Consider the following 22,247-nt stretch of genomic DNA (forward strand, 5'->3'; position numbering starts at 1 on the left):
AAGCACTGCTTACGAGCAGTGTTTTTTCCTATAGAAATACCAGCATTGATTCAGCAGTTTAATTTGGTAATTATCTTTTTCAAGGAACGCTTTTTGCATCTGCTTTTTAAGCCAATTTGGCATAGGCTCATTCCTCCTCAGCTTTTATCATAAGAGGGACAGTGATTACCATATTGTATGCGAACGGTGAATTGTCCCGTTCAATGTTTTTTAAGTGAGGTGCACTATGGATAATGTAGAGCTTCAAAAGCTGACAGAGGATATTTCTGAAACGTATTTTAAAAAGCCGTTCCGCCATCAGGCGCTTTTTAATGACAGGCTTAAAACCACTGGCGGCAGGTACCTGTTAACCTCCCATAACATTGAATTGAACAGAAAATATTTGATTGAACACGGCAGGGAGGAGCTGATCGGCATCATCAAGCATGAGCTCTGCCATTATCATCTTCACCTTGAAGGAAAAGGGTACAAGCACAGAGACAGAGATTTTAGAATGCTTTTGCAGCAAGTCAACGCGCCGAGGTTCTGTACACCCCTTAAGAAAAAAGCGGAAAACAAAAAAACTTATATGTATATCTGTACGGCCTGCGGCCAACAGTATATAAAGAAGCGGGCTATGAACCCTGACAGATACAGATGCGGAAAATGCCGCGGGAAAATAAAAAGAATTTTTTCGTGAAAAAGGTTGACGAATATGGCAAGCCTATGTTACATTATAAAAGTCGTTACGAGAGATATATAAAAACATTTACCTCTTGACACTGAAAATCAAGGCTGATATAATAAGTCTTGTCTCATTATTCCACAGTAGCTCAGTGGTAGAGCTATCGGCTGTTAACCGATCGGTCGCAGGTTCGAATCCTGCCTGTGGAGCCATATTGGAGAAGTACTCAAGTGGCTGAAGAGGCGCCCCTGCTAAGGGTGTAGGTCGCGTAAGCGGCGCGAGGGTTCAAATCCCTCCTTCTCCGCCATAAGATTTCGATATAAGTTCTCAACCATCGGCCCGTTGGTCAAGCGGTTAAGACACCGCCCTTTCACGGCGGTAACACGGGTTCGAATCCCGTACGGGTCATTCCATTTCGTTGGGCTATAGCCAAGCGGTAAGGCAACGGACTTTGACTCCGTCATGCGTTGGTTCGAATCCAGCTAGCCCAGCCATTTTTATTTTTTGAAATCGAATAGTAAGAGCCATTAGCTCAGTTGGTAGAGCATCTGACTTTTAATCAGAGGGTCGAAGGTTCGAGTCCTTCATGGCTCACCACTTATCTTTTTGCGGGTGTGGCGGAATTGGCAGACGCGCTAGACTTAGGATCTAGTGTCTTACGACGTGGGGGTTCGAGTCCCTTCACCCGCACTTTATTTACAAAGTGCACGCAAATGGGTTTTACTAGGTTAAGAGCCTACTAAACCAGCACAAACAATTTAATGATCACGCGGTCGTGGCGGAATGGCAGACGCGCTAGGTTGAGGGCCTAGTGGGTGAATAACCCGTGGAGGTTCAAGTCCTCTCGGCCGCATCAATGATACCAAGGGTTTTGACGCCCTTGGTATTTTTTTGTGTTTATTTTCAAATGATTTACTGCCCACAAACTGCCCACTTACCTAAAGTAAGTCATCTAATTTATCAGCCATTTCCTTTTGCTTGTTTGGATATAGGTGTCCATAAATATCAATTGTTGTTTTTACAGAACCATGTCCTAAACGCTCTTTAATTGTTATGTAATCTTCTCCTTGGTGTATTAATAGTGCAACGTGTGAATGTCTAAAATCATGTAAACGTATAGGAGTAAGATCGCTATCCTTGCAAAAGTATTTAATCTTCCGACTGAAAATATCTTTTCTTGAAGGTGTATCTTTATATTGAAAGATATAGGTATCATGTGAATGTCTAATACCTAATTCATTAAACAACTCTTCTTGTGCTTCTTTCCAACGTTCTAGTAGCTTAAGCAATTTTTTATTGATGCTAACTCGCCGAATCGAATTTTTGGTTTTTGGAGTAGTAACAACAAATTGACCATCAAGCCAGGTGCACGATTTATGCACATCTATTTCTAATAAGATTTTGTCAATATCTTTCCATTGCAGGGCGAGCATTTCACCACATCTTAGTCCAGTTAGAAAAGCAACAGTATAAAAGGTTTTAAACAATATTTGATCTTGAGGAATTAAACTAATAAATTTTTTGAATTCTTCTGGTCTCCAAAACTTCATTTTCTTTCTTGTTAAAGGTAATCGTTTAACGTTGTCACACGGATTTCTTTTTAAGATTTCTTCATGTACAGCTGTATCAAAAATTTTGCTTAGACTAGTCATTATATTATTAACCGATTTATTGCTTAGACCTGTTTCCATTAAATGTTTTCTGAAATCAGTTATTTCTCTATGTGTGATTTTTTGTATATCAGATTTCAAAAAGTAATCAGATATATGTTTGTTTATAATGTATTTCTGATTCTGATAATAGTTTGGTTTACTATCTACTTCACAACTTGCTAAATAAATTGAAATTAGAGTCGGAAAGCTTACTGATCTGGACTTTCTTGCTCTTTCTTCTTGAAATTCTCTTCTTAATTTTGCTTCTAATTCTAAAGCCTCTTTTCTGGTTGATGCTACTGGTCTCGTCCTAATTCTTTCTCCAGTAATCGGGTCAAATCCAAAGCTAACGTCAACTTGATATTGACCATTTTCAAGTTTTTTTACAGACATTTTATTTCTCCTTTAACCAAAAGCGCTTATTTCGTGTGAATAGATTCTGTTACTAAATGAGCCAATTTGAGAAAGTTTATAATCAGTAACAAATGATGGTACGTTGAAGTATGCTGCTATTTGTTCTTTGCTAAAACCCTGTATATATGGAAGAGCTTCATTAAGCATTTTATCTGTCAGTATTAATTCTGATGCAAATAGGCTTGCTTGATGCTCAAGTTTCTCTTTTAGAACTTTAGAGCAATTCACAACTTTAAAAGTGTTCAATCTTTTATGGAGAAAGTAATGCCCTAATTCATGGGCGATTACAAATTGTTGATGTTGGAGGTTCTCGTTGATATGAATTAAATATTGATCTGTGGCTTTGTCATGTTGTAGTAAACCGTTTGCTTGTCCAAGATCATTTTTGAGTATATAAATTTTTTGGATGTCACAAATTTCATAGACATTATTTGTACCATGTGTCTTGATTACTGATTGGACTTTATGTTTAATTCCTTTGCTTGTATAAATTGTTATCACTCTTTCTTCTTTAATTCGTCAATGAATTTAATTCCGTTTTTTAATGCTTTTTTAACAAGGCGTGCAGTTTCCTCATCAAATTCACCATCATTCATAAAAAGGAGTGTATCTTCATCCTTTAATTCCTGTATGGCTTCATTAATTGTTTTATTGAGTAAATCAGTTTCGTTTTTCTTGCTTACTTCATCCTTTCCTAATAAATAGTCTGTAGATACGTTATATAAGTTGCTCAATTTTAAGAGTGTGTCTGTATCAGGATCTCTGTAATCTCTTTCGTAATTAGATAAGTTATTGTTACCGATATTAAGTTTCTCTGCGGCTTCTTTCTGAGTGTATCCAGCTTTTTGTCGAGCTTCTTTTAATCGTTTGCCTAGGCTCATTTTTATCATCCATTTCACAAAGAGTTGATTTTTATAAAAATAATAACAACATTTTTTGGAGAATTCATTAATTTCACCTATAAGTTAAATAAATGATTCAAAATTCTCCTTTTAGGAGTATTTATTTCTTCTTTATGGAGAGTTTAATTATCAGTATTTCCATATATGTTCAAAAAAATACACTTTAAGGTGAATTTTTTGTTGACTTACACGAAAAGGAGTTTTATAATAAAGTTAATTCACAAAGAGTTGAGTTAACGAGGAGGTGATATTTTGAAAGGAGAGTTTTTAACTGCGAGAGATATTCAAAAAATTCTTGGAGTTAAACAGGCTAAATCTTATGACATCATTAGAACTTTGAATGCTCAAATGAAAGAAGAAGGATATATGGTCATTCAAGGTAAGGTGAGTAGAGCTAAGTTTGAAGAGTGTTATTGTTACAAAGGTCCAAAATCTCAAACGGGGTGATTTTTATAAACATTGATATAACAAACTCGTTTATGAAAGAAGCTGTTCCTTTAGCCAGACAAATGGAAGGTGATTGGATAGCACGAATGAAAATTGCTCTGAATTCAGTCATCATAAATCATTATTTAAACCTTCCATTAACAATTGAAAATGTTAATGAATTACTGCGAAAAGGCGTTTCATATCGCAGGATATGTAAGCATTACGGCATTGGAAGAAAAGACATTGAAAAGCTTCGGCAATCATCCATAGTGTGACGTTATATACCACTATAGGGAGCCGTTAAGAATCCTTTGAAAGGGGGGATGCGATGAAAATAAGAGTGAATGCAACAATCATTACTGATGTTGAAGCTTTAAAGGCTGATAAGGATTTAAATCATTTTAAAGAGTATGCCACTTGTGAAACATTCGTTGTTGAAGCTGATAATTATTTGAAGGCTAATAAAGAAATATCTGAGCTGTTAAAAGGCTGGGATTGGTGGTGTATCTGGTCTACTCGACCAATGAGTAGGAAGGAAAATCAGGTGTTTACTTTATATAACGATGATCTGTATAACTTATGTCGCTAGGAGTGTTTGTTCTTTGAAAACTATATATAAACAAAAAAAGCGCCTTGACGAATAATCATCAAGAACGCCGGAAAATAAAAACTAGACACTTTTATTATACGGTATTCTTGTTGAAATGTCATGCGTGAGTATTTGAGTGATGAACAGCAATCACTTTAAATGCTGTAGCAGGCTAGAATAAGCGTGCGGAATAGCTGTAGTCAGCTTGATGGCTATAATTAGCCTACTAGGTTGCCATGAGGGCGTAAAGCCGTTAGCAACTGATAAGCGCCAAGATGGATACAGAACCGGAGCGAATCCAAAATATAAAATCGAAATTTAATGGTCTCTTGAAAATAAATAATAAAAAATGAAATGGGGATATGAAAAATGAACTTAAACTTTATTGTACCGGATATCAATATGACTTTTGGAGAAATGAAATTCATGGGACTTAATAAAGAAAGATATGTTTATGATCGTGAAAACAATAAGCGTACTGACGTACTGGAATCTAGGGTTTATAACATTGCTAGTGCTGTTCAAGGTGGTCAAATTGAGGTAACAATTCCTGAGTATGCTGGAGCAAAAGAAATCCCTGCATTTGCTGACATTGAGTTAAAAAACCCAAAAATTAGCGCTATAGCAACTAGTCAAAGGGATTCAACCTTTGCCAATGTGATGTGGAAACTTGAAGCTGATGATATTGTTGTAAAAGGCGGTTCTTCTGTGAAACCTGCGGCGGCCACTAGTGGTAATGATAAAAAGTAAAATGCTCTCTTTAAGCCATATGTCGGGTGATGTGTATGAATGATTTCTTACAGAAAAGGATCTGGAAGTATAGAGGAAAACGAATTCGTCCATATATGAGGAATAACTTGATTTTAGCAGGCGCAATGATATTTGTGCCTGTTTTTTTGTTATCAATGTTTATCTTTTGGAGAGATCACCTTCTTCACTTTGATGTATTTCAATTGATTCATCACTTTAAATGGAATGTTTCTTTGATCGTTAAAAGCTTGATTTGTTCGTTGTCTATTGGTATTGGAAGTGTTTATGTTGCCTATTTAACTTTTAATGGACTATTTAAAAGGTTAAAGCACAGGCAAATGCTTGCAAGAATGATTTTCTCTAACAAGTTTTATGAAAAAGATAATGTGAAGGTTAAAAAGCTATTCTCAAATGATACAGGGACAAAGGAAAAAATCACGTATTTTCCTAGGATGTATTATCAAGTTAAAAACAATCACATTTATATCCGTATTGCTATGGACATGAGCCGTTTTCAGAATCGCTTCCTAGAGTTAGGAAAGGATTTGGAAAACGGTTTATTTTGTGACATGGTTGATAAAGAAATGGAAGAAGGTTTTATCTGCTTCAAGCTTCTTTACGATGTCAAAAAGAACCGTATTTCAATTGATGAAGCTGTTGCAAAAGATGGTGTTATGCAATTAATGAAGCATGTTTCATGGCAATTTGATAAGTTGCCGCACATGCTTATAGCTGGTGGTACTAGTGGCGGTAAAACCTACTATATGTTAACCGTTATTAAAGCATGTGCTGGGTATGGTGCAGATGTGAAGATATTAGACCCCAAACATGCTGATTTAGCAGATTTAGAAGAAGTGTTCCCGGGTAACGTATATTCAAAGAAAAATGGAATCCTTATGTGTTTAAGAAAATCAGTTGATGGCATGATGAAGCGAATGGATGAAATGAAACAAATGCCTAACTACAAGACAGGAGAAAACTATGCTTATTACGGGTTAAAGCCTGTTTTTATTTTCTTTGATGAATATGTAGCGTTTATGGATTTACTGGACATGAAAGAAAGGAATGAAGCGCTATCCTATATGAAACAGTTGGTCATGCTTGGAAGGCAAGCTGGCTATTTTCTTGTTATGGCGGCACAACGTCCAGATGCAAAATATTTGGTTGATGGTATTCGTGATCAGTTCAATTTTCGTGTTACTGTAGGCAGAATGTCCGAGACAGGTTACGGAATGATGTTTGGGGACAGTGATAAAGCCTTTGGTAATAAAAAGGTGACTGGCCGAGGATATGCAGACATGGGAACGGGTACTGTATTTGAATTTTACAGTCCTCTTGTGCCACGTGGGTATGACTTTTTAGAAGAAATACGAAGGGCGAAGGAGGAAGCGCAGGGAGCGCAGGCGACGGCAGTCGCCTGCGGCAGCGTAAGCGAGCAAGCGACCGAACTGACGCCCGAGGAAGGAATGAGCGTAGCGAATGACTGAACTAAACCAACCCCCCCACGCTAACAGGGGGGTAGTAATCGTAAAAGAAAAAAATGAAACCGTTGAAAGTCCATTGGTATCAATGGTTGACTATATTCGAGTCTCTTTTAAAACTCATGATGTTGATCGAATTATTGAAGAGGTTCTTCACCTTAGCAAAGACTTTATGACTGAGAAACAATCTGGTTTCTATGGCTACGTTGGCACGTACGAACTGGACTATATCAAAGTCTTTTATTCTGCGCCGGATGATAACAGAGGTGTTTTGATAGAAATGTCCGGTCAAGGTTGCCGTCAATTTGAATCCTTCTTGGAATGCCGAAAGAAAACATGGTATGACTTCTTTCAAGATTGCATGGCACAAGGCGGTTCATTTACTCGCTTTGATTTGGCAATTGATGATAAAAAGACGTACTTTTCTATACCGGAATTGTTAAAGAAAGCCCAAAAGGGCGAATGTATTTCACGCTTTAGAAAATCCGATTTTAATGGCACCTTTGATCTATCTGATGGCATTATAGGCGGAACGACAATATATTTCGGTTCTAAAAAGTCAGAAGCGTACCTTTGCTTTTATGAGAAAAACTATGAACAAGCAGAAAAGTATAACATTCCGTTAGAAGAACTAGGTGATTGGAATCGTTATGAATTGCGGCTTAAAAATGAACGTGCACAAGTGGCTATAGATGCTTTATTGAAAACAAAGGATTTAACCTTAATCGCTATGCAGATCATTAATAACTATGTAAGGTTCGTTGATGCTGATGAAAACATCACTAGAGAGCATTGGAAAACGAGCCTTTTTTGGTCTGATTTTATAGGTGATGTTGGGAGACTTCCTTTGTACGTCAAACCACAAAAAGACTTCTATCAGAAATCAAGAAACTGGCTTCGTAACTCTTGTGCTCCCACTATGAAAATGGTGCTTGAAGCTGATGAACATTTAGGGAAAACCGATCTGTCAGATATGATTGCAGAAGCTGAACTGGCAGACAAACATAAAAAAATGTTAGATGTGTATATGGCTGATGTTGCTGACATGGTCGTTTAAAAACAAGCTGCTAAACCTTTATAAACACAGGTGATGCGATTAAACGTATGTGTCAACGGTACCGGAACGAAGTGAGGATAAGGAGTTGACATATTCAGCGCTATCCAAACCCTCTTGGCATTGAACAAACAACCGTTTGTTCCTGCCTACCGGCGAGGGAGCCCCCAGGGGGGATGGGGGGAGAATCCATATAGTGCAACAGAAAAAATTTCCTTTCCTGTAAAAGAACATTGTAATATAATTTATAATAAACAGAAACAACCTCAATTAAGAAACATTTACAATATTAAGAAAAAATATAGGTGAATAAAATCAGTCTAAATTATAAACATTTAATATAAGGTCCTAGAGTTTATTTTAAGCGTGGTGAAATTTGTTGGGATTTGAAAATTTTTCGGAGGGAAAGATAATTGAAGAGTTTTTAATACGTAGAGAAAGGATAGAAGAGTATAACCAGGAACAATTTGAAATCAAGAAAAAGATAATTGATGAAGAAGTGAGTTTGAAAGAAATCATATTGACTTACTTAGAACCAGAAGAAAGAAGGCAAGAAATTATAGAAAACTGTCCTAGTCAGAAACTAAGGGATGATTTAGAAGATATACACAAAAATTGGAATTCTGATCTTGATATCGAAAGATTGAAAAAATTCATGGATGCAGCTCATCATCAAATAAATGAAGTGAAAGAAAAATACGAATCTAGTGGTGTAAAAAGAATATATAAGAAGTTATTTGGAGGATGAAATTAAATGAATTATTCATTTACTTTGATCTTAGACTCAAATTTTAAATTTAAAAATTTGATAAAAAAATGTGAAGAATATTTGGATATAGATTTAAGAAAAATAGGTAACAAAAATGTTACTGGGATTCAAGAAGATTTAGGGTTGTTTTTGTATGTAAGTCCACGACAAATGGAATTTCGACTTACTGAAAATTTAAAAACAGAAACCCTTGATAAGCTAGTAATGTTAACAAAAAGAATGTTATATTCGATCTTTAATAGTAAGACTCTGGGAGTGATATATCACAATAAAAAAGTGGACAATTTATTTGGAGAGCCCTTTGGAGTAAATATTATTAACTTATAGCTTATAGTGAAGAATTAGGAGTGTTATTTATGGTTAATAAATTAAATGAACGTAGTAATTTAACAAAAATAATAGATACAAGCTTGCAGGAACTGAACTTAAAGCATTATAGGTATCTAGATGATTTAGAGGGATTCATTTTTAAATTAGAAATGCCAAATAATAAAATGTTAGACGTAATTATTATTGGGGAAGAAAAACTGGGTTCAGTGAGAATAGTTGTTCCGGAAGTATGGGTTATTAAAAGTAAAATGAGAGAAATTAAAAAGTATGTATATAATTTTAATAATATGAAAATATTATACGGTACACTTAGTATATATAATTCAAAGAAAAAGAGATTAGTATCATATTCTACAGCAATACCTATGACAAAGAGTAAAACAAAAAAAATTCTTAAAGAAGAATTACGCGAATTGTTGAATTATGTTGGTTATATTAATCATGTTTTAAGTAAAGATTTGAAGGAAATAGAAGAAAATGAAGGCTAAAGATCTATATAACCTTATACAATTCCTATTATTTATTATCTTTTTAATATTAGGCATTGGAAGACTATTTTATAATAATCCTTCTGTTGTTTATTATGTGAGTATATTTTCGTTTACACTCTCTATTATTATGGTATTATTAGCTGCATCAAATGAAATAAGTTCTTGTAGAGATATATATAGTAAGAGAAGAGAAAACATCTCAAGTGTTATAAATTTAATCATATGTATAATAAGCGTAATATTAACGTTATTTATTGTATTAAGTTTAATTTTAAATCTAACTCTTACTAAAGTTGGTGATTGTTTATCTATTGTTGGTTTTGGAATCTCAATTTCCTCAAATTATTTAGCATCTAGGATATGCGTATTCATCCAAAGTATGAAGAATATTACTGTGGTAGAAAGTGGTGAAAAAGTAAATTAGCATTTAATACCCTTACCTTATAGGAGATAGAGTAGGGTTTTTAGATTGTAAAAAGAATATTGTACAAAAAGGATATTACACCGTGTAGTATCCTTTTTATTATTTTTCTAGAAAAAATAAAAGAAGGAGAGTGAAAAAGTTGTTAATATAGAAGAAATGCTTGTGATAAGAAAAGAGTCTTTTTTTCGGCAAGTCTATCGAAAACTACAATGAATTGAAAGATCGGAAAAAGACAAACAAAATTCTTCGTCACAATTGAAGCTGATCGCAAAGGTGAGCCTTTTTCAATTCAAGGTCGAATAAATCCTCTTGGCATGAACAAATAACCAATAACCGTTTGTTCATGCCTCCGGCGAGGGACTCCCCGGGGAATAGGGGGGATTTTAACAATGAGTTTTTGTTTGAGGAAATTTAAGTTTGATGATAAAGAAATAGCTGTTAGATAGCCTTATATCCTTTATAGTAAATATATAGAAGTTCAGTAAGCGATTATAATTTATTTATTAAGGAGATTATCATGGAAGAAGTGAAAGTTGTATATTCATTGATTAAAAATAAGCTCAATCAGATATTAATGGTAGATAATCATGAGGGGCATTGGTCACTTTCAGGTGGAAGAGTTGAACTTGATGAAAATCTAACAGAAGCTGCTATACGTGAAGTATATGAAGAAACAGGGCTAATAGTTGAGATAGGGAATATACTAGCTATTAATGAAGCGAAATTTATAAAGAGAAATCATCAAGCTATATTTTTTACTTTTGAAGCAAACGTTATAGGAGGAACAGAAAAATGCTCAAGAAATATTGAAAATAGAATGGGTTGATATAGAACAAGCAAGTCAACATATGCCTTATTACACCGAAGGGATTAATGATCTTATGAAAGGAAATGCGCTGTATAATAATCAAGGAACAATATAAAATAAAGATTGTAAAGTTATTATCTATGAAAAAAATCAATAGCTAATCACTTAAAATTAGGTATTTTGATTTATCTAAATCAAAGTACTTTTTTATTGCTTAAAAATCAAAGGAGGTTGGATTGCTGATATACGTTAACCTTCTCAATCGAGCGCGATTGGAATGTGACCTAGAGTCTCTTGGCTGTTTGGATATTGCTGAGGAACTTATTGAAAAAATGATGGAAGACGTTTTTTATAGTGATGTAGCTCAAAGAGTCATGGTTCAAACTCTTGCGGTTATAGATAACGTTAATGCTAAACTTCAAGCCACATTCAACATACTAGAGGATGAAGATATGGAGACAGACGAAAGGAGCGTGGAATTTGAAGGAATTAGCTACTACCAATAAGGGGGTGAAAATGTGCGGTGTCTGCTGTAGATAAACGATTCAGAAGCTTGGGTTTTAATGTGGGTATCCCATCTTTAGTTTTTGTGAGAAGTTTAAGCAGAGATTGCATGTTAGTTGTCGAAGGTGAACGAAAAAAAGGGTTTGCTGAGTATCGTTACACATTCTATAAGACGAGATATTTGCCGGACGGTCGAATGACTAGCTTAAAAGTTTATATGGAGAATCAAAGCATAAAAAGGGTGTTACATCGTGTAGCATCCTTTTTATTATTCCTTGAAAAAACAAAACAGGTTTGAAGAAAGCGAGGTCTTTCATGAAACAGAGTGTTGAGGTCGTTGAGATTAAAGGTAAGCCAGTGGAAGTCATCGTGACGGAGTTAAACGAACCGAACTATGAAAAAGTGGCGAGAGCCATTTTGAAAATGACAAGAAACATGAAAGTTAACCAGGAGGAAAGTGCTTAGAAATCTATGAAAGGAGAGTGAATCGAATTGCTCCAAAAAGAAATTGACTTGGATAAAAAAGAAGAGTCATTTTTTCGGTCTGCCTTTCAAAAATTGAAACGAATTGAAAGACCGGAAAAAGACAAACAGAAAGTCCCTCGTGACAGGTCGAAGCTGATCGCAGTTACATTGTGGTCTTGTGTTGGGGGTTTGCTGTTTATCTGCTTGCTGGCTGTGCTTCTATCAATTAACACAAGATCCCAACTTAATGACATGAAAGAAGAAGCCAATAAGCCAACAAATGACGATAAACAAAAAATTTCGGTGACTGCTGCTGAAAACTTTCTGTCAGGGTTCATCAATGAATATGTGAATGTGAAAAACGATCAAGAATCTATTGAAAAACGCATGCAGAGCCTTGAAAGCTACATGGTGAAACAGGAGGATAACCATTTTGAAGATGAAGAACGCTTCAATGTGGATGGCTTAAAAGGTGATCGAGAGTTAAAAGAATACAGCTTATATAACGTGAAAGAAGGTGCTAAAAACAGCCTTTTTCAATATAAGGTCACATATGAAAATCTATATTCTGTAGAAAAGGAAGTTGAAAAAGAAGTTAAAGATGGAAAGAAGAAAAAGAAGATGAAAGAAAAGGTTAAAACAAACGAAAAATCTGAGAAACAAATGTTGCTGAATATTCCAGTCACAAATAAAGATGATTCCTTTGCGGTGTCTGCTGTCCCTTACTTTACACAGATTTATGATCTGAAAGGCGATATTGCTTTTAAGGGCAAAGAAGAGACTAGAGACGAATATGCAGGCGAGAAAAAAGAATCTATCGAATCATTTCTTCAAAATTTCTTTGAGAAATACGCTTCTGAAAAGAAAGAAGAAATGGTTTATATGATGAAAAAGCCGGAAGCATTGGAAGGGAACTTGTTATTTGGAGAAGTGCAGTCAATGAAAATCTTCGAGACGAAAAAAGGTTTCGAGGTTTTTTGTGCTGTTCGATTTAAGGAAAAAGAAAATGATATTCCGGTAAATGAAAAATTTAGTTTAGAGATTACGGAAAACAGCGGTCAGTTTTATGTAAATAAACTCAAACATCAATAGGAGGTTTAAAATATGGACTTCATGAATTTCTTTATTCTTGGCGCAGACCTTCCAACACTTGGAGGGGTAAAAGGTTGGGCATCAGATGTTGTTATCCAATTTATTACGATTGTGGTCATGTTCATAGCCGCAAAGAATCTTATGAAATTAAAAATGGGCGGCATTATCTTTGCTTGCTGTATTGGTAGTGCGGTGACGTGGGTTATTAAACACTGGTCAGAATTCTCCGGCTGGATCAATGCGCTAATGGAAAAATTGTAAGGGGGCATATGAATGGGGCGTCTGGTGTTCAACTACCGGAAGGCAATGAGAGAGCCGAAAAAAATTCAGCAATTAACCGAAAATTATTCGTTACCCTTTGCAGTTGAGTTAATACCGGCTATTAACTATTTTATTTTTGTTGGCCTATGCTTTGGATTCTGGTACGGCGTGAGGATGATTTTTCCTCACGCTTTTGATAACAGTTACGTCATCGTGATTTTTGGAATACCATTTTTTTTAACAATGCTTGTGACGAAAATAAAGCCGGAAGGTAAAAACATCTATTTATATTTCTATGATTTCGCAAAATATTACTTCTTCATCAAGCTTCCACAAAAGAAGTATTGCAATGACCGAAAGGTTGATTTGAGTAACGAAAAACATATTGAGTTTCGAAAACTTGTGAAGGTGGTGGATTATTCAAATGAGACTAAAAACGCCTATGAAGGCAATACACAAGAATATACTGTTAACAAGAACGGGCGACGTGTGGGCGTACTACAGAATAAAGAGCAATTCGATTCCTATGCAAAATAGAGAAAAAGTTGAATCGTATAAAAAGAAGTGGCAGCATCTTTTCGAAGAAATTACATCCTATGAGGATTTTCACTTGATGATGTATCCAAGTGAGTATGAATTGGAAAAACGATTTAAGGATTTAGAAACAGATATTGCGGCAGATGCAATGGATGTGGCCCGTTACTACAATGAAGAAACGGTAAGACTGTTAGAACAGCGATTAGGAAGGCTGACAAAGTATGATTTCATTTTAGGTGTAAAACTGAAAAGCAGTCTTGTAAATATTAGTGTCGAACTTAAAGATAATATTTTATCTCTATTCAATACAGCGACTGATACTGTTGTAAAGATGCTCGGGTGGGAACAAAATGTTTCCACCTCTTTTTTTGAAAAATATGAGGAAGTTGAAGAAACACTAGCCAATATCATGGCTTCTGTTCGCGGAGAACGGCTTTCAGAAACAGAAATGACATACATTAACCGTTATCACTTTGTACGTGGGTTAAAGCACCACACGAATGAAGAAAGTGAGGTAAAGGATGTTCGCTCTATTACCAACACGATCATAGACCCCACCGATCCATCAGTTTTACATCTGCATAGCGACCAGGATGAAGGCTATTCAGCTTTTGTCGTGATTGACGAATTCCTTCACAATATGTCGGAAAGTGATTTGTTTTATGAAGCGCAGTCTCTTCCCTTCCCAGTTGAAGTACAGATGAAAATTCAAACGGAATCAAAATCTATTACTAAGCCCGCCCTTAACATCAAAAGACAGCAATTGAAAGAAGAACAAAAAGAAAAACAAAGCACAGGTGATCGAAGTGATGTCTCCACTGTTACAAGTGCAACGATGGTTAGACATTTACAAGATGAGATTAAGAAAGAAGAAGTGTATTTAATGAACTGGCTGTCTGTGATTGTCGTTCACGGAAAAACAAAAAAAGAATGTGTTGGCAAAGCAACAATTGTCAAAAGGCACTTAAAAGGTGCTGGCATTACATGTCGCCTTCCGGTAGCTGATCAATTGAACCTTTTTTATAAAATGCTTCCCGGTGAAAAGTTAGATATAACCGATAAGAACTGGATTCAAAAAACGACACAAGATGGAGTTGCAGAAAGTCTATTTGCTGTTAACTCTGATATTGGTTCGAAAATCGGGTTCTTCCTTGGTTGGGTTGATCGTTTTCAAGAGCATACCGATTTAGAAAGCGCCATTATGTCCAGCCGTGATTTTGTCTTATTCCACCCTTTCTTAGCGAATCAGCAGTTAAAGGGTTCAAAGACACGTTCTCCCCACTGTTTGATCACAGGAGATACAGGAAACGGCAAGTCGTATTTGGCGAAATTGATCTTTAACTATATCAGCATGTTAAACATCAAATCTCTGTATATAGACCCTAAAAAGGAAATGAGAAAGTGGATTCAAAGAGTCTTGAATGATGAGTACATTCGAGAGAATTTCCCTTTATATATTGCACATTTGGAGAAATACAACTATATCACGCTAGATCATGAAAATACGCACAACTGGGGAGCGCTTGATCCTATCTCCTTCCTCCCTCCTATGAAAGCAAAAGAGCTAGTTCAAGTCATTTTTGAACAAGTATATGATTTTAAAGGGAAAGACGATGTGAACACAGCTTTCCTTCGTGCTACGTCAGAAGTAATTGAGTTGAAACAAAAAGGTGAACAGGTTGGATCACTTGATATTATTCGGAGGATGCAGAACCATCCGGAAGAAGCTGTACAAAAAGCTGGCGACTATTTAAATGAGGTTGTGTCAGATTCCATTTTGAAACTTTGTATTCATGATGGTTCAAACCCTGCATTGTCACTTGAAAAACGAATCACCATTTTAGAAGTTGAAAATATGGATTTGCCGGATCATGCTGAGCGACTTGAAAACTACACCATATCACAATTAAAGTCTAGTGCTGTCATGTTTGCACTCGGTAAGTTTTGCGAACTATTCGGCATGAATCCAGACGAACAGACAGTTGAATTTATAGACGAAGCGTGGATATTTACCACGTCACAACAAGGAAAGAAAGTAGAAAGACAAATGCGCCGGATTGGTCGCTCATACAACAATGCGGAGTACTTCATTTCCCAATCTACAAAAGACGCATTAAAAGAAGAGGATTCTGGAAACTTTGGTGTTGCTTTTGCTTTTGATGAACCGAATGAGCGAGAAGAAGTGTTGAAGTGGATGAACATGGAGGTCACAAAAGAAAATAAAAAAATGATGGAATCCATGTTCCAAGGTCAATGCTTATTTAAAGATTACTATGGCCGTACCTCCAAAATCTCAATAGAATGCCTATTCGAAGAATGGCAAGGTGCTCTGAAAACAGTTGAGAAAAAAGCTGTCGCATATGCGGAAGAAAAATATTTGTAAAAGGGGTTAAGACGCACATGGAAATTGCTTTATTAAATTCTCTTGTCGTAACAGTTCCAGGATTTTATAAAGCTGAGAAAATTACATTAGAAGATGCACAGCAGTGGCTTAAGTATTATGAAGGACGATACAAAAGCTTTATAGGTCATAAATCAACGGCACAATTTCTTCAAGAATTATTAGGCATTAAAGTTGAACAGAATCGAAAGATTTTTAGACATATGAAGTATCAGAAGGCAATCTGTTTTTCTCTGAATGAACGTTATCCTGAAAATGTTGTGCTATCGAAAAAAGACCTAGAGAAAGCTAGATACCAATTTTATTTATTAACTCGATTAGATTAGGAGGTGGCTGTGATGAAGAAAAAAAGGGTTCTGATTGTATCGGCTATCGTGTTGATCTTTTTAACTATCGCTTCAGCTGTAACGGTATTTTCGGCTGACGGAGATACGACCACGCAGCCAAAAGTCGAAAAAGCCGGCGGTGTGGAATTGAAGGTGAAGAGATTTCCTATCTCACGTTATCAAGCGAATAATGAAGCATCTGACGATTTAATTAAGGGGGCGTTTGTTGGACTGACAAACGTCACTTTTTCTTTTGCGGGAAACATTGTCCGTGTGGTTGATGCGGGGATGGATATTTTGTATAACTTGCAACCGATTGACGAGTTCGCAAACTCCATTACAAACGTCTCTAAAACAGTTTATAAAACACTGAAAAAGAATTTCGGTGAAGCTTTATTTATTTTTACGTGTGCCTATGTTGTCTACTTGTTCTGTGTGAGGGGTAGCGTAAAAGAAGCCATGCGGCGGAGTATTCTATTTATTTGTGTCATGGTGATCGGCGGGCTTTGGATGTCAAACGCTGGTTATTACATGAAAGCGTTGAATGCCTTGTCTGTAGAAGCGCAAGGAAAGCTTTTAACTGCGGGAAATGGATTGGTTGGCATTGTTCAAGATGAAGGAAATTTTGCGGACAGTTCTGCGATTGAAAAAGGAAAGGAAATGGAAGGCACAGTTGCGGTTATGCGTAATCTTTACTTTGACATTGCTTTGATGAAGCCATTTCTAATCGTGAATTTTGGAGAAACAAGTGAAGCAAAAATTAATGAAAAAGGTGATTCGAAAGAGAATTTATCAAGGGTCGATAAATTGCTTTCATACAAGCTGTCAAAAGACGGAGAAAAAGAAAAACAGAAGCATATAAAGGATACTGAAATTGAAGAATATGAAAATGAGTCTATGACCTCTGGGAATGTTTTTAATCAACTTGGAGAATCTTTTATTGCTGTGGTCGCTTCTATTGTCATTGGGATACCATTTTTAGCATTAGCGTTCTTTAACTTCTTGCTCCAAATAATCGCTCTAGTGATTGTATTCTTTGTACCATTCGCTTTCATCTTAGCGTATGTTCCCCAATTAGCTTACTCGGGATTTGTCACCCTTGGACGCTTGGGGAGTGTTTACCTACTGAAAGCAATGTTAGGGGTTATCGTTCTGTTTGTGTACGTGACTTGTTTTATCGTTGACAAGTTAATACCGCCAAATGGTTTTGGAATGTATCTTTTAAATGTTGCTGTCCTTGCCTCAATCTTGTGGATTGGTTTTCACAAGAGGGATGCTATTATCAAGTTTGTGACTGCTGGAAAAGTTGTTTCAGTTGATAATAATATGATGGAAAATATGAGACAAAACATTGTTCAGCCTGCTTGGGAACAAGCAAAAAAAATTGGTGGAACATTGGGTAACGGTGGGGGCGTATTTACTGACTTTGCAAAGAATTTTAAGGGGAGAAAAGATGGTTCGAATGCTGATGGCGTAAATGGTGCTCCAAGTGGAAGTGGTGGTAATTCACCGAGTGGTGCTGCTATAGGGTATGATAATACTCATGCTATTTCAAGAACCCCGCAAAAAGAGACTGCTAACGGAATATCTAATCATAATAGCCGAAACTTAAAACGAAATTCTCAAACTCTGTCGAAAGAACAAGAGAAACAAAAAGAAGCATTTGCGAACGCAAAAGAAAATAAACAGCAATCCCATTTAGACAGATTGAGAAAAGACGGAATAAACTCTCCTATGCTGAAGGACGTTTTGCAAGAAGGTAATGAAGAAATATCCAAAAGAGCGCCTATATTACAGGATAAAAAGGATGAATCAGTTAGAACAGATCAAAAAGAATATGTTGAACAGCTTCTTAAACAGCCCGATAACCAGCAACAAACTGATGATGCATCATTACAACATGAAGAAGAAACTGCTTCTGATCGAGCACCAGTCTTACAAGAGAGTGATAAAGACACAGAACGTACTGATCAAAAAGCGTATGTTTATGAAGAACAAAACCAGAATCCTGAAACAGATATGCAAAAAGATTTTGAAGTCCAGAAAGATGATTCTGTTTCAAAAAGTGAACCTGTAGCACAAGAGAGATTAGCAGACATCAAACGTTCAGACCAAAAAGTCATAACGAGTCAATCTGAACCACAGAATGGCTTTGAAAGCTCTCAACCTACAAAAGTAGAGAATCAACCTGTTGTCAATAATGAACGAAAAACCAGACCATCTGAACCCGCAAAAGTTCATTCAGATGGTATTCGTGCTGAGAAAAAACAGACGGATGCACCTGCTGAAAGTAAGACTGTTTTAAGAGAAAATCAGCCTTCATCACAAACGATTAAGCGAACTGAACAAAACGTAAATACATTTGAACAAGTTTCTTTAAATGATATTGGAAGGCGCACCTCGTCAAAAGTTGAAGATCGACTGAGAAGGGATGAAAGAACAAGATGATAAGTAAAAAGGTAGTTCTTCCTTTGGTGTTCTTGGCTCCTTTTATCTTCTTTTTTGTTTTATGTATCGTAGTGGTTATGACGATTTCAAGGGAAAATCAAGTTGGAGACGATTTTATAGGCGGCGGGGATGGCGAATATGAAACGGTCGGGATTGCACCGGAAGTCGAACGATTTAGGGCTGTATTTGAGAAGTACGCACGTCAGGAAGGTGTTTTTGATCAAGTGAATATTATTATGGCGCTCACCATGCAAGAAAGTGGTGGGCGTTCTTTAGATATAATGCAAAGTTCCGAAAGTATCGGCTTACCTCCCAACTCCATAACTGACCCAGAACGTTCGATTGAAGTCGGCATTAAACATTTTAAGAAGGTTTTTAAACAGGCTGGCGGTGATGTTCGTTTAACCTTACAGGCATACAACTTTGGTTCTGGCTTTATAGACTATGTCAAAAAGAATGGCGGGAAATACACAAAGAAATTGGCACTTGATTTCAGCCGATTGCAAGCTTTTAAAATGGGCTGGAAAAGCTATGGTGATCCAAGTTACGTTGACCATGTCATGAGGTATGTGAAAGGCTCTGATAAAAATGTGAAGCCTGTGAATGGTTCTATGGATTTCTATGAAACAGTCATGAAAGAAGCTTTGAAATATGAAGGGCAATCGTATGCCTGGGGAGGTTCAAACCCGAAAACTGGATTTGATTGTTCGGGCCTTGTTCAGTGGTCTTTTGCGAAAGCTGGAATCACTCTTCCTAGAACAGCACAAGAACAACATGGGGCAACAAAGAAAATAAGTGAAAAAGAAGTGACTGCGGGTGACTTAGTGTTCTTTGGCGGCACATATGAAGGAAAAGCCATTACTCACGTCGGCATCTATGTAGGCAATGGCAGAATGTTTAATTCAAATGACAGTGGGATTGAATATTCTGATCTGAAATCTGGTTATTGGAGAGATCACCTTGTATCCTTTGGACGTATTAAATAACTAGGAGTGAAAATATGAAAACACATATTGCATGGGCTTCAGCTTGTTTATTATTGATATTGCTGACTGGATTTTTTACGAATGGACAGCAAACGTATAAGATTGAAAAGTTAAAGGATAAAAATGAAGTTTTAACAGAAAAAATTAAGGAATTGAACCATATAGAATCAACAAGCAGCGCTTCAGAAAACCAGGCATTTCTTGAAGTGTTTTTTAATTACTCGGATATAGATAAGCGATATGAGACAGTTAAGAAGCACACAACTGGAAAAGGGTTTGACTATGCATTCCCTTCTCGTTCTGATCAAAAGCACACAGTCAGTGTGCAAAGTGAGTTACTTTCACTAGAGAGTTATTCAAAGCCGTTAGATGAATCTCATGAATTGTTTTTAAACATTGTCGAAATTGCCACAACCGCAAATTCTGTTACTACGAATCAAGTGTTGATTGTTCAAACGACTATGAAAAAAGAGAAAGATGGTTGGTTAGTTGATAATGTGCAGGTCAAGGGAAATGGATAAAAGGTGGAAAAGATCGAATTGTTTGTTTATACTAAATATTGAAAAAGGAGGTAATGTTTATTTTGAAAAACCTTTTTATTTTCCTTAGTTTGATGATGATGTTCGTTTTAACTGCGTGCGGCGGCAATAAATATAATGATGCGATTGATGATGTAATCAATCAATATAAAGAATATAAAGGTGATGATACTAGAATAAATGTTTCGAGGGCTAATTCTATAGTTCGGGTTTACGATGGAGGAAAATATATTCAGTTCGCATTTTATATGCCTGATGATTCTTCTCGTGAATTAACTACTTTTAAATACTATGAAAAACTTGGAGACGAGTATAAAGAAATGAGCGACATGCCTGGAAATGGTGAAAATGATCGTCTTGGCTTATCAAAGAAAACACCTGACTATGAAGAAGCCAAAGGTAAAGAAACAAAGTTAGAGGAGTAAACCCTGTGTTTACTCCTCTTTTTTCTGTTTATAAAAGAATTGCCGTGATGTTGGCGTCAAGTCACAAAGTATTGATATAACAACTACTGAGTGAATACAATGCATTTTTTTGTAATTCATCTTTGTAAAATTGAGGATGCTTTTTTCTTTTGATCTTAAAAAGAATTATTTTTCAGAAGAGTTACCAAAAGTAATTCTTAAAACAATACCCATAATAATAATTGCAATTAGTCCAATAATATTAACTATTGTTGAAATAGATTCATTATCTACAAAAATATTAACAATAAATGAGCCTGCAACGATCAATAGTATCAAAAAATATAAACTTTTTTTCATAAACACACTCCTATTTTTTAAAAAATATGTTATTATTTTCATTGCAAAATAATTCTATAATAATATTGTAAAGGAGTTTTATCGTGAAGAAAAGCATTAAACAATTGGTCATTGTAATCTGTTTCTCTCTAATTTTTACCACTATAACAATACCAATAGCTAACGCAAAAGAAAGTTCTAATGATGTTTCTTCTGAGCAAGTTAATGTAGAGGCTCAAAACATGAAAAGAACTCTCGAACCTCTATTAGAATTAATTGATCAAATGCCAGAGGATGTTGCTGAACAAGGAATAAACTCCGGTGTTGAATGGTTAAACGTACATAAAGGGAATGAATTTGAAGGTTATGAATTTGTTGCTGATGGAGAAAACCTGACTGCTGTTAAAACCGTCCAAGAAAGTATAGGACCATTTATAGTATTGAGTACATGGAGTTGCATTTCTAGTGCTGCTAAAGCTATAGCAGTAAATGCTATCCCATGGGCAAAGATCTTAAAAGTTAAAAAAGCAGCAAAATTAATGGGCGGACTAAATTCAATGACAAAAACAATTATCACAGCTTATAAACATCAAAGAAACCTAGGACTTTCTAGAACAAATGCTATAAAAAAAGCCGTAAAAGTATCTACTAAGGCACTACCAGGTGAAACTCAAAAAGCCGTACTAGAATTCTTTAGTTTAGGTGACGTTGTTGATAATTGTTTCTAATTGTTTCTAATTGTTTTAAAAACGGGATGCAAACAGGTTTAAATTATCAAGACCTAAATTATAAAAACCCTTAAAATAAAGGAGAAAGCATATTAGACATATATGTTTTCTCCTCTTTTTTTGTGTATATAATATAGGAAAATATATTCAGCTTGCGTTTTATATGCCGGATAACTCTTCTCGTGAATTAACTACTTTTAAATACTATGAAAAACTTGGAGACGAGTATAAAGAAATGAGCGACATGCCTGGAAATGGTGAAAATGATCGTCTTGGCTTATCAAAGAAAACACCTGACTATGAAGAAACCAAAGGTAAAGAAACAAAGTTAGAGGAGTAAACCCTGTGTTTACTTCTCTTTTTTTGTGTCTATTAAAGGGTCGTCATAAAATTGGCGTCAAGTCGCCAAAGTATTGGTGTAACCGCAAAAAAACCGCAAAGGAGTAGATATAATGTACCT

30 protein-coding genes, 7 tRNA genes and 1 pseudogene are annotated in these 22,247 nt (G+C 35.8%); 33 read left to right on the top strand and 5 right to left on the bottom strand.

Features of this window, described 5'->3' with window-relative positions; translation table 11 throughout:
* Positions 1 to 9: 9 nt before the first annotated feature.
* Positions 10 to 123: a cortex morphogenetic protein CmpA gene (cmpA, locus tag MY9_RS21425; RefSeq protein ID WP_003225207.1), complete on the bottom strand. Its 114-nt coding sequence runs from the start codon at positions 121 to 123 to the stop codon at positions 10 to 12.
* Positions 124 to 226: 103 nt separating this feature from the next.
* On the opposite strand from cmpA, the gene MY9_RS02700 reads away from it, so the two are divergent.
* From MY9_RS02700 to MY9_RS02735, 8 genes are all read left to right on the top strand, one after another.
* The gene (locus tag MY9_RS02700; RefSeq protein ID WP_014662863.1) at positions 227 to 679 is read left to right on the top strand and encodes a SprT family protein; all 453 of its coding nucleotides are present in this window, start codon (positions 227 to 229) and stop codon (positions 677 to 679) included.
* A 122-nt stretch (positions 680 to 801) separates the two neighbouring features.
* Positions 802 to 876, top strand: a tRNA-Asn gene (locus MY9_RS02705).
* 4 nt (positions 877 to 880) lie between these two features.
* A tRNA-Ser gene (locus MY9_RS02710) sits at positions 881 to 971 on the top strand.
* A 29-nt stretch (positions 972 to 1,000) separates the two neighbouring features.
* Positions 1,001 to 1,072: transfer RNA gene (locus MY9_RS02715), tRNA-Glu, on the top strand.
* Positions 1,073 to 1,083: 11 nt separating this feature from the next.
* Positions 1,084 to 1,158, top strand: a tRNA-Gln gene (locus tag MY9_RS02720).
* Between the two features lie 27 nt (positions 1,159 to 1,185).
* Positions 1,186 to 1,261: transfer RNA gene (locus MY9_RS02725), tRNA-Lys, on the top strand.
* A gap of 11 nt (positions 1,262 to 1,272) precedes the next feature.
* Positions 1,273 to 1,354 (top strand) — tRNA-Leu (locus tag MY9_RS02730).
* 79 nt (positions 1,355 to 1,433) lie between these two features.
* Positions 1,434 to 1,517, top strand: a tRNA-Leu gene (locus MY9_RS02735).
* Between the two features lie 85 nt (positions 1,518 to 1,602).
* Here the strand turns inward: MY9_RS02735 and MY9_RS02740 are convergent.
* The 3 genes from MY9_RS02740 to immR are packed head-to-tail and all read right to left on the bottom strand — an operon-like array spanning position 1,603 to position 3,611.
* Positions 1,603 to 2,709, bottom strand: a complete 1,107-nt coding sequence (locus MY9_RS02740; protein WP_014662864.1) for a tyrosine-type recombinase/integrase — start codon at positions 2,707 to 2,709, stop codon at positions 1,603 to 1,605.
* A gap of 12 nt (positions 2,710 to 2,721) precedes the next feature.
* A complete protein-coding gene (gene immA, locus MY9_RS02745; RefSeq protein WP_014478906.1) occupies positions 2,722 to 3,231 on the bottom strand; it encodes a metallopeptidase ImmA in 510 nt (169 codons plus the stop codon).
* Complete coding sequence (gene immR, locus MY9_RS02750) at positions 3,228 to 3,611, bottom strand: helix-turn-helix transcriptional regulator ImmR (protein WP_003240393.1); 384 nt, start codon at positions 3,609 to 3,611, stop codon at positions 3,228 to 3,230. The genes immA and immR overlap by 4 nt, the downstream gene beginning before the upstream one ends.
* Before the next feature lie 273 nt (positions 3,612 to 3,884).
* Between immR and xis the strand changes: the two genes are divergently transcribed.
* The 23 genes from xis to MY9_RS02860 all read left to right on the top strand — a co-directional run bounded on the left by xis (position 3,885) and on the right by MY9_RS02860 (position 20,741).
* The gene (xis, locus tag MY9_RS02755; protein WP_003240395.1) at positions 3,885 to 4,079 is read left to right on the top strand and encodes an ICEBs1 excisionase; all 195 of its coding nucleotides are present in this window, start codon (positions 3,885 to 3,887) and stop codon (positions 4,077 to 4,079) included.
* The gene (locus MY9_RS02760; protein ID WP_048356433.1) at positions 4,076 to 4,336 is read left to right on the top strand and encodes a hypothetical protein; all 261 of its coding nucleotides are present in this window, start codon (positions 4,076 to 4,078) and stop codon (positions 4,334 to 4,336) included. The genes xis and MY9_RS02760 overlap by 4 nt, the downstream gene beginning before the upstream one ends.
* A gap of 53 nt (positions 4,337 to 4,389) precedes the next feature.
* Positions 4,390 to 4,650 carry a hypothetical protein gene (locus tag MY9_RS02765; RefSeq protein WP_014662865.1) on the top strand — a complete coding sequence of 87 codons (261 nt, stop codon included), beginning with the start codon at positions 4,390 to 4,392 and terminating at the stop codon, positions 4,648 to 4,650.
* Between the two features lie 205 nt (positions 4,651 to 4,855).
* Positions 4,856 to 4,972, top strand: a complete 117-nt coding sequence (locus tag MY9_RS21490) for a hypothetical protein (RefSeq protein ID WP_129138121.1) — start codon at positions 4,856 to 4,858, stop codon at positions 4,970 to 4,972.
* A 47-nt stretch (positions 4,973 to 5,019) separates the two neighbouring features.
* The gene (locus tag MY9_RS02770; RefSeq protein ID WP_014662866.1) at positions 5,020 to 5,400 is read left to right on the top strand and encodes a YdcP family protein; all 381 of its coding nucleotides are present in this window, start codon (positions 5,020 to 5,022) and stop codon (positions 5,398 to 5,400) included.
* A gap of 35 nt (positions 5,401 to 5,435) precedes the next feature.
* Positions 5,436 to 6,887, top strand: coding sequence for a DNA translocase FtsK (locus MY9_RS02775; protein WP_014662867.1), 1,452 nt, complete (start codon positions 5,436 to 5,438; stop codon positions 6,885 to 6,887).
* The gene (nicK, locus tag MY9_RS02780; RefSeq protein WP_014662868.1) at positions 6,880 to 7,938 is read left to right on the top strand and encodes a DNA relaxase NicK; all 1,059 of its coding nucleotides are present in this window, start codon (positions 6,880 to 6,882) and stop codon (positions 7,936 to 7,938) included. The genes MY9_RS02775 and nicK overlap by 8 nt, the downstream gene beginning before the upstream one ends.
* 376 nt (positions 7,939 to 8,314) lie before the next feature.
* On the top strand, positions 8,315 to 8,683 hold the full coding sequence (locus MY9_RS02785) for a hypothetical protein (RefSeq protein ID WP_014662869.1): 369 nt from the start codon (positions 8,315 to 8,317) through the stop codon (positions 8,681 to 8,683).
* Positions 8,684 to 8,689: 6 nt separating this feature from the next.
* A complete protein-coding gene (locus MY9_RS02790) occupies positions 8,690 to 9,031 on the top strand; it encodes a hypothetical protein (RefSeq protein WP_014662870.1) in 342 nt (113 codons plus the stop codon).
* Between the two features lie 29 nt (positions 9,032 to 9,060).
* Positions 9,061 to 9,522 carry a hypothetical protein gene (locus tag MY9_RS02795; RefSeq protein ID WP_014662871.1) on the top strand — a complete coding sequence of 154 codons (462 nt, stop codon included), beginning with the start codon at positions 9,061 to 9,063 and terminating at the stop codon, positions 9,520 to 9,522.
* 944 nt (positions 9,523 to 10,466) lie between these two features.
* Entirely contained in the window at positions 10,467 to 10,775 is a 309-nt protein-coding gene (locus MY9_RS02805; RefSeq protein WP_014662873.1) for an NUDIX hydrolase, read from the top strand.
* A 221-nt stretch (positions 10,776 to 10,996) separates the two neighbouring features.
* Positions 10,997 to 11,263 carry a hypothetical protein gene (locus tag MY9_RS02810; protein ID WP_041521479.1) on the top strand — a complete coding sequence of 89 codons (267 nt, stop codon included), beginning with the start codon at positions 10,997 to 10,999 and terminating at the stop codon, positions 11,261 to 11,263.
* 17 nt (positions 11,264 to 11,280) lie between these two features.
* Positions 11,281 to 11,559, top strand: coding sequence for a hypothetical protein (locus MY9_RS02815; protein ID WP_041521245.1), 279 nt, complete (start codon positions 11,281 to 11,283; stop codon positions 11,557 to 11,559).
* Positions 11,560 to 11,576: 17 nt separating this feature from the next.
* The gene (locus MY9_RS21760) at positions 11,577 to 11,726 is read left to right on the top strand and encodes a hypothetical protein (protein ID WP_014662876.1); all 150 of its coding nucleotides are present in this window, start codon (positions 11,577 to 11,579) and stop codon (positions 11,724 to 11,726) included.
* Positions 11,727 to 11,753: 27 nt separating this feature from the next.
* Positions 11,754 to 12,818, top strand: coding sequence for a conjugal transfer protein (locus tag MY9_RS02820; protein WP_014662877.1), 1,065 nt, complete (start codon positions 11,754 to 11,756; stop codon positions 12,816 to 12,818).
* Positions 12,819 to 12,830: 12 nt separating this feature from the next.
* On the top strand, positions 12,831 to 13,079 hold the full coding sequence (conC, locus tag MY9_RS02825; protein ID WP_014662878.1) for a transposon conjugation system subunit ConC: 249 nt from the start codon (positions 12,831 to 12,833) through the stop codon (positions 13,077 to 13,079).
* Positions 13,080 to 13,091: 12 nt separating this feature from the next.
* Positions 13,092 to 13,616 carry a conjugal transfer protein gene (locus tag MY9_RS02830; RefSeq protein WP_014662879.1) on the top strand — a complete coding sequence of 175 codons (525 nt, stop codon included), beginning with the start codon at positions 13,092 to 13,094 and terminating at the stop codon, positions 13,614 to 13,616.
* On the top strand, positions 13,504 to 15,999 hold the full coding sequence (gene conE, locus MY9_RS02835; RefSeq protein WP_148267350.1) for a VirB4-like ATPase ConE: 2,496 nt from the start codon (positions 13,504 to 13,506) through the stop codon (positions 15,997 to 15,999). The genes MY9_RS02830 and conE overlap by 113 nt, the downstream gene beginning before the upstream one ends.
* Positions 16,000 to 16,016: 17 nt before the next feature.
* Positions 16,017 to 16,343 (top strand): YddF family protein, encoded by a 327-nt coding sequence (locus tag MY9_RS02840; RefSeq protein ID WP_014662881.1) that lies wholly within the window; start codon positions 16,017 to 16,019, stop codon positions 16,341 to 16,343.
* 3 nt (positions 16,344 to 16,346) lie between these two features.
* Positions 16,347 to 18,791, top strand: coding sequence for a CD3337/EF1877 family mobilome membrane protein (locus MY9_RS02845; protein WP_081483594.1), 2,445 nt, complete (start codon positions 16,347 to 16,349; stop codon positions 18,789 to 18,791).
* A complete protein-coding gene (locus MY9_RS02850) occupies positions 18,788 to 19,777 on the top strand; it encodes a bifunctional lytic transglycosylase/C40 family peptidase (RefSeq protein WP_014662883.1) in 990 nt (329 codons plus the stop codon). Before MY9_RS02845 ends, MY9_RS02850 begins: the two co-directional genes overlap by 4 nt.
* Positions 19,778 to 19,791: 14 nt before the next feature.
* Positions 19,792 to 20,298, top strand: a complete 507-nt coding sequence (locus MY9_RS02855) for a hypothetical protein (protein WP_014662884.1) — start codon at positions 19,792 to 19,794, stop codon at positions 20,296 to 20,298.
* A gap of 62 nt (positions 20,299 to 20,360) precedes the next feature.
* Positions 20,361 to 20,741: a cystatin-like fold lipoprotein gene (locus MY9_RS02860; protein WP_072183628.1), complete on the top strand. Its 381-nt coding sequence runs from the start codon at positions 20,361 to 20,363 to the stop codon at positions 20,739 to 20,741.
* A 165-nt stretch (positions 20,742 to 20,906) separates the two neighbouring features.
* Here MY9_RS02860 and MY9_RS21765 read toward each other — a convergent pair whose 3' ends face one another.
* On the bottom strand, positions 20,907 to 21,080 hold the full coding sequence (locus MY9_RS21765) for a hypothetical protein (protein ID WP_187441521.1): 174 nt from the start codon (positions 21,078 to 21,080) through the stop codon (positions 20,907 to 20,909).
* Between the two features lie 83 nt (positions 21,081 to 21,163).
* Here MY9_RS21765 and MY9_RS02865 point away from each other — a divergent pair, with 83 nt between their 5' ends.
* Together MY9_RS02865 and MY9_RS02870 are read left to right on the top strand one after the other, a co-directional pair.
* Positions 21,164 to 21,787: a hypothetical protein gene (locus MY9_RS02865; protein WP_014662887.1), complete on the top strand. Its 624-nt coding sequence runs from the start codon at positions 21,164 to 21,166 to the stop codon at positions 21,785 to 21,787.
* 124 nt (positions 21,788 to 21,911) lie between these two features.
* A pseudogene (locus MY9_RS02870) lies at positions 21,912 to 22,127 on the top strand (cystatin-like fold lipoprotein); the annotation flags it as partial.
* Between the last annotated feature and the right edge of the window lie 120 nt (positions 22,128 to 22,247).

It is taken from the genome of Bacillus sp. JS, assembly GCF_000259365.1.
Taxonomy (GTDB): Bacteria; Bacillota; Bacilli; order Bacillales; family Bacillaceae; genus Bacillus; species Bacillus stercoris.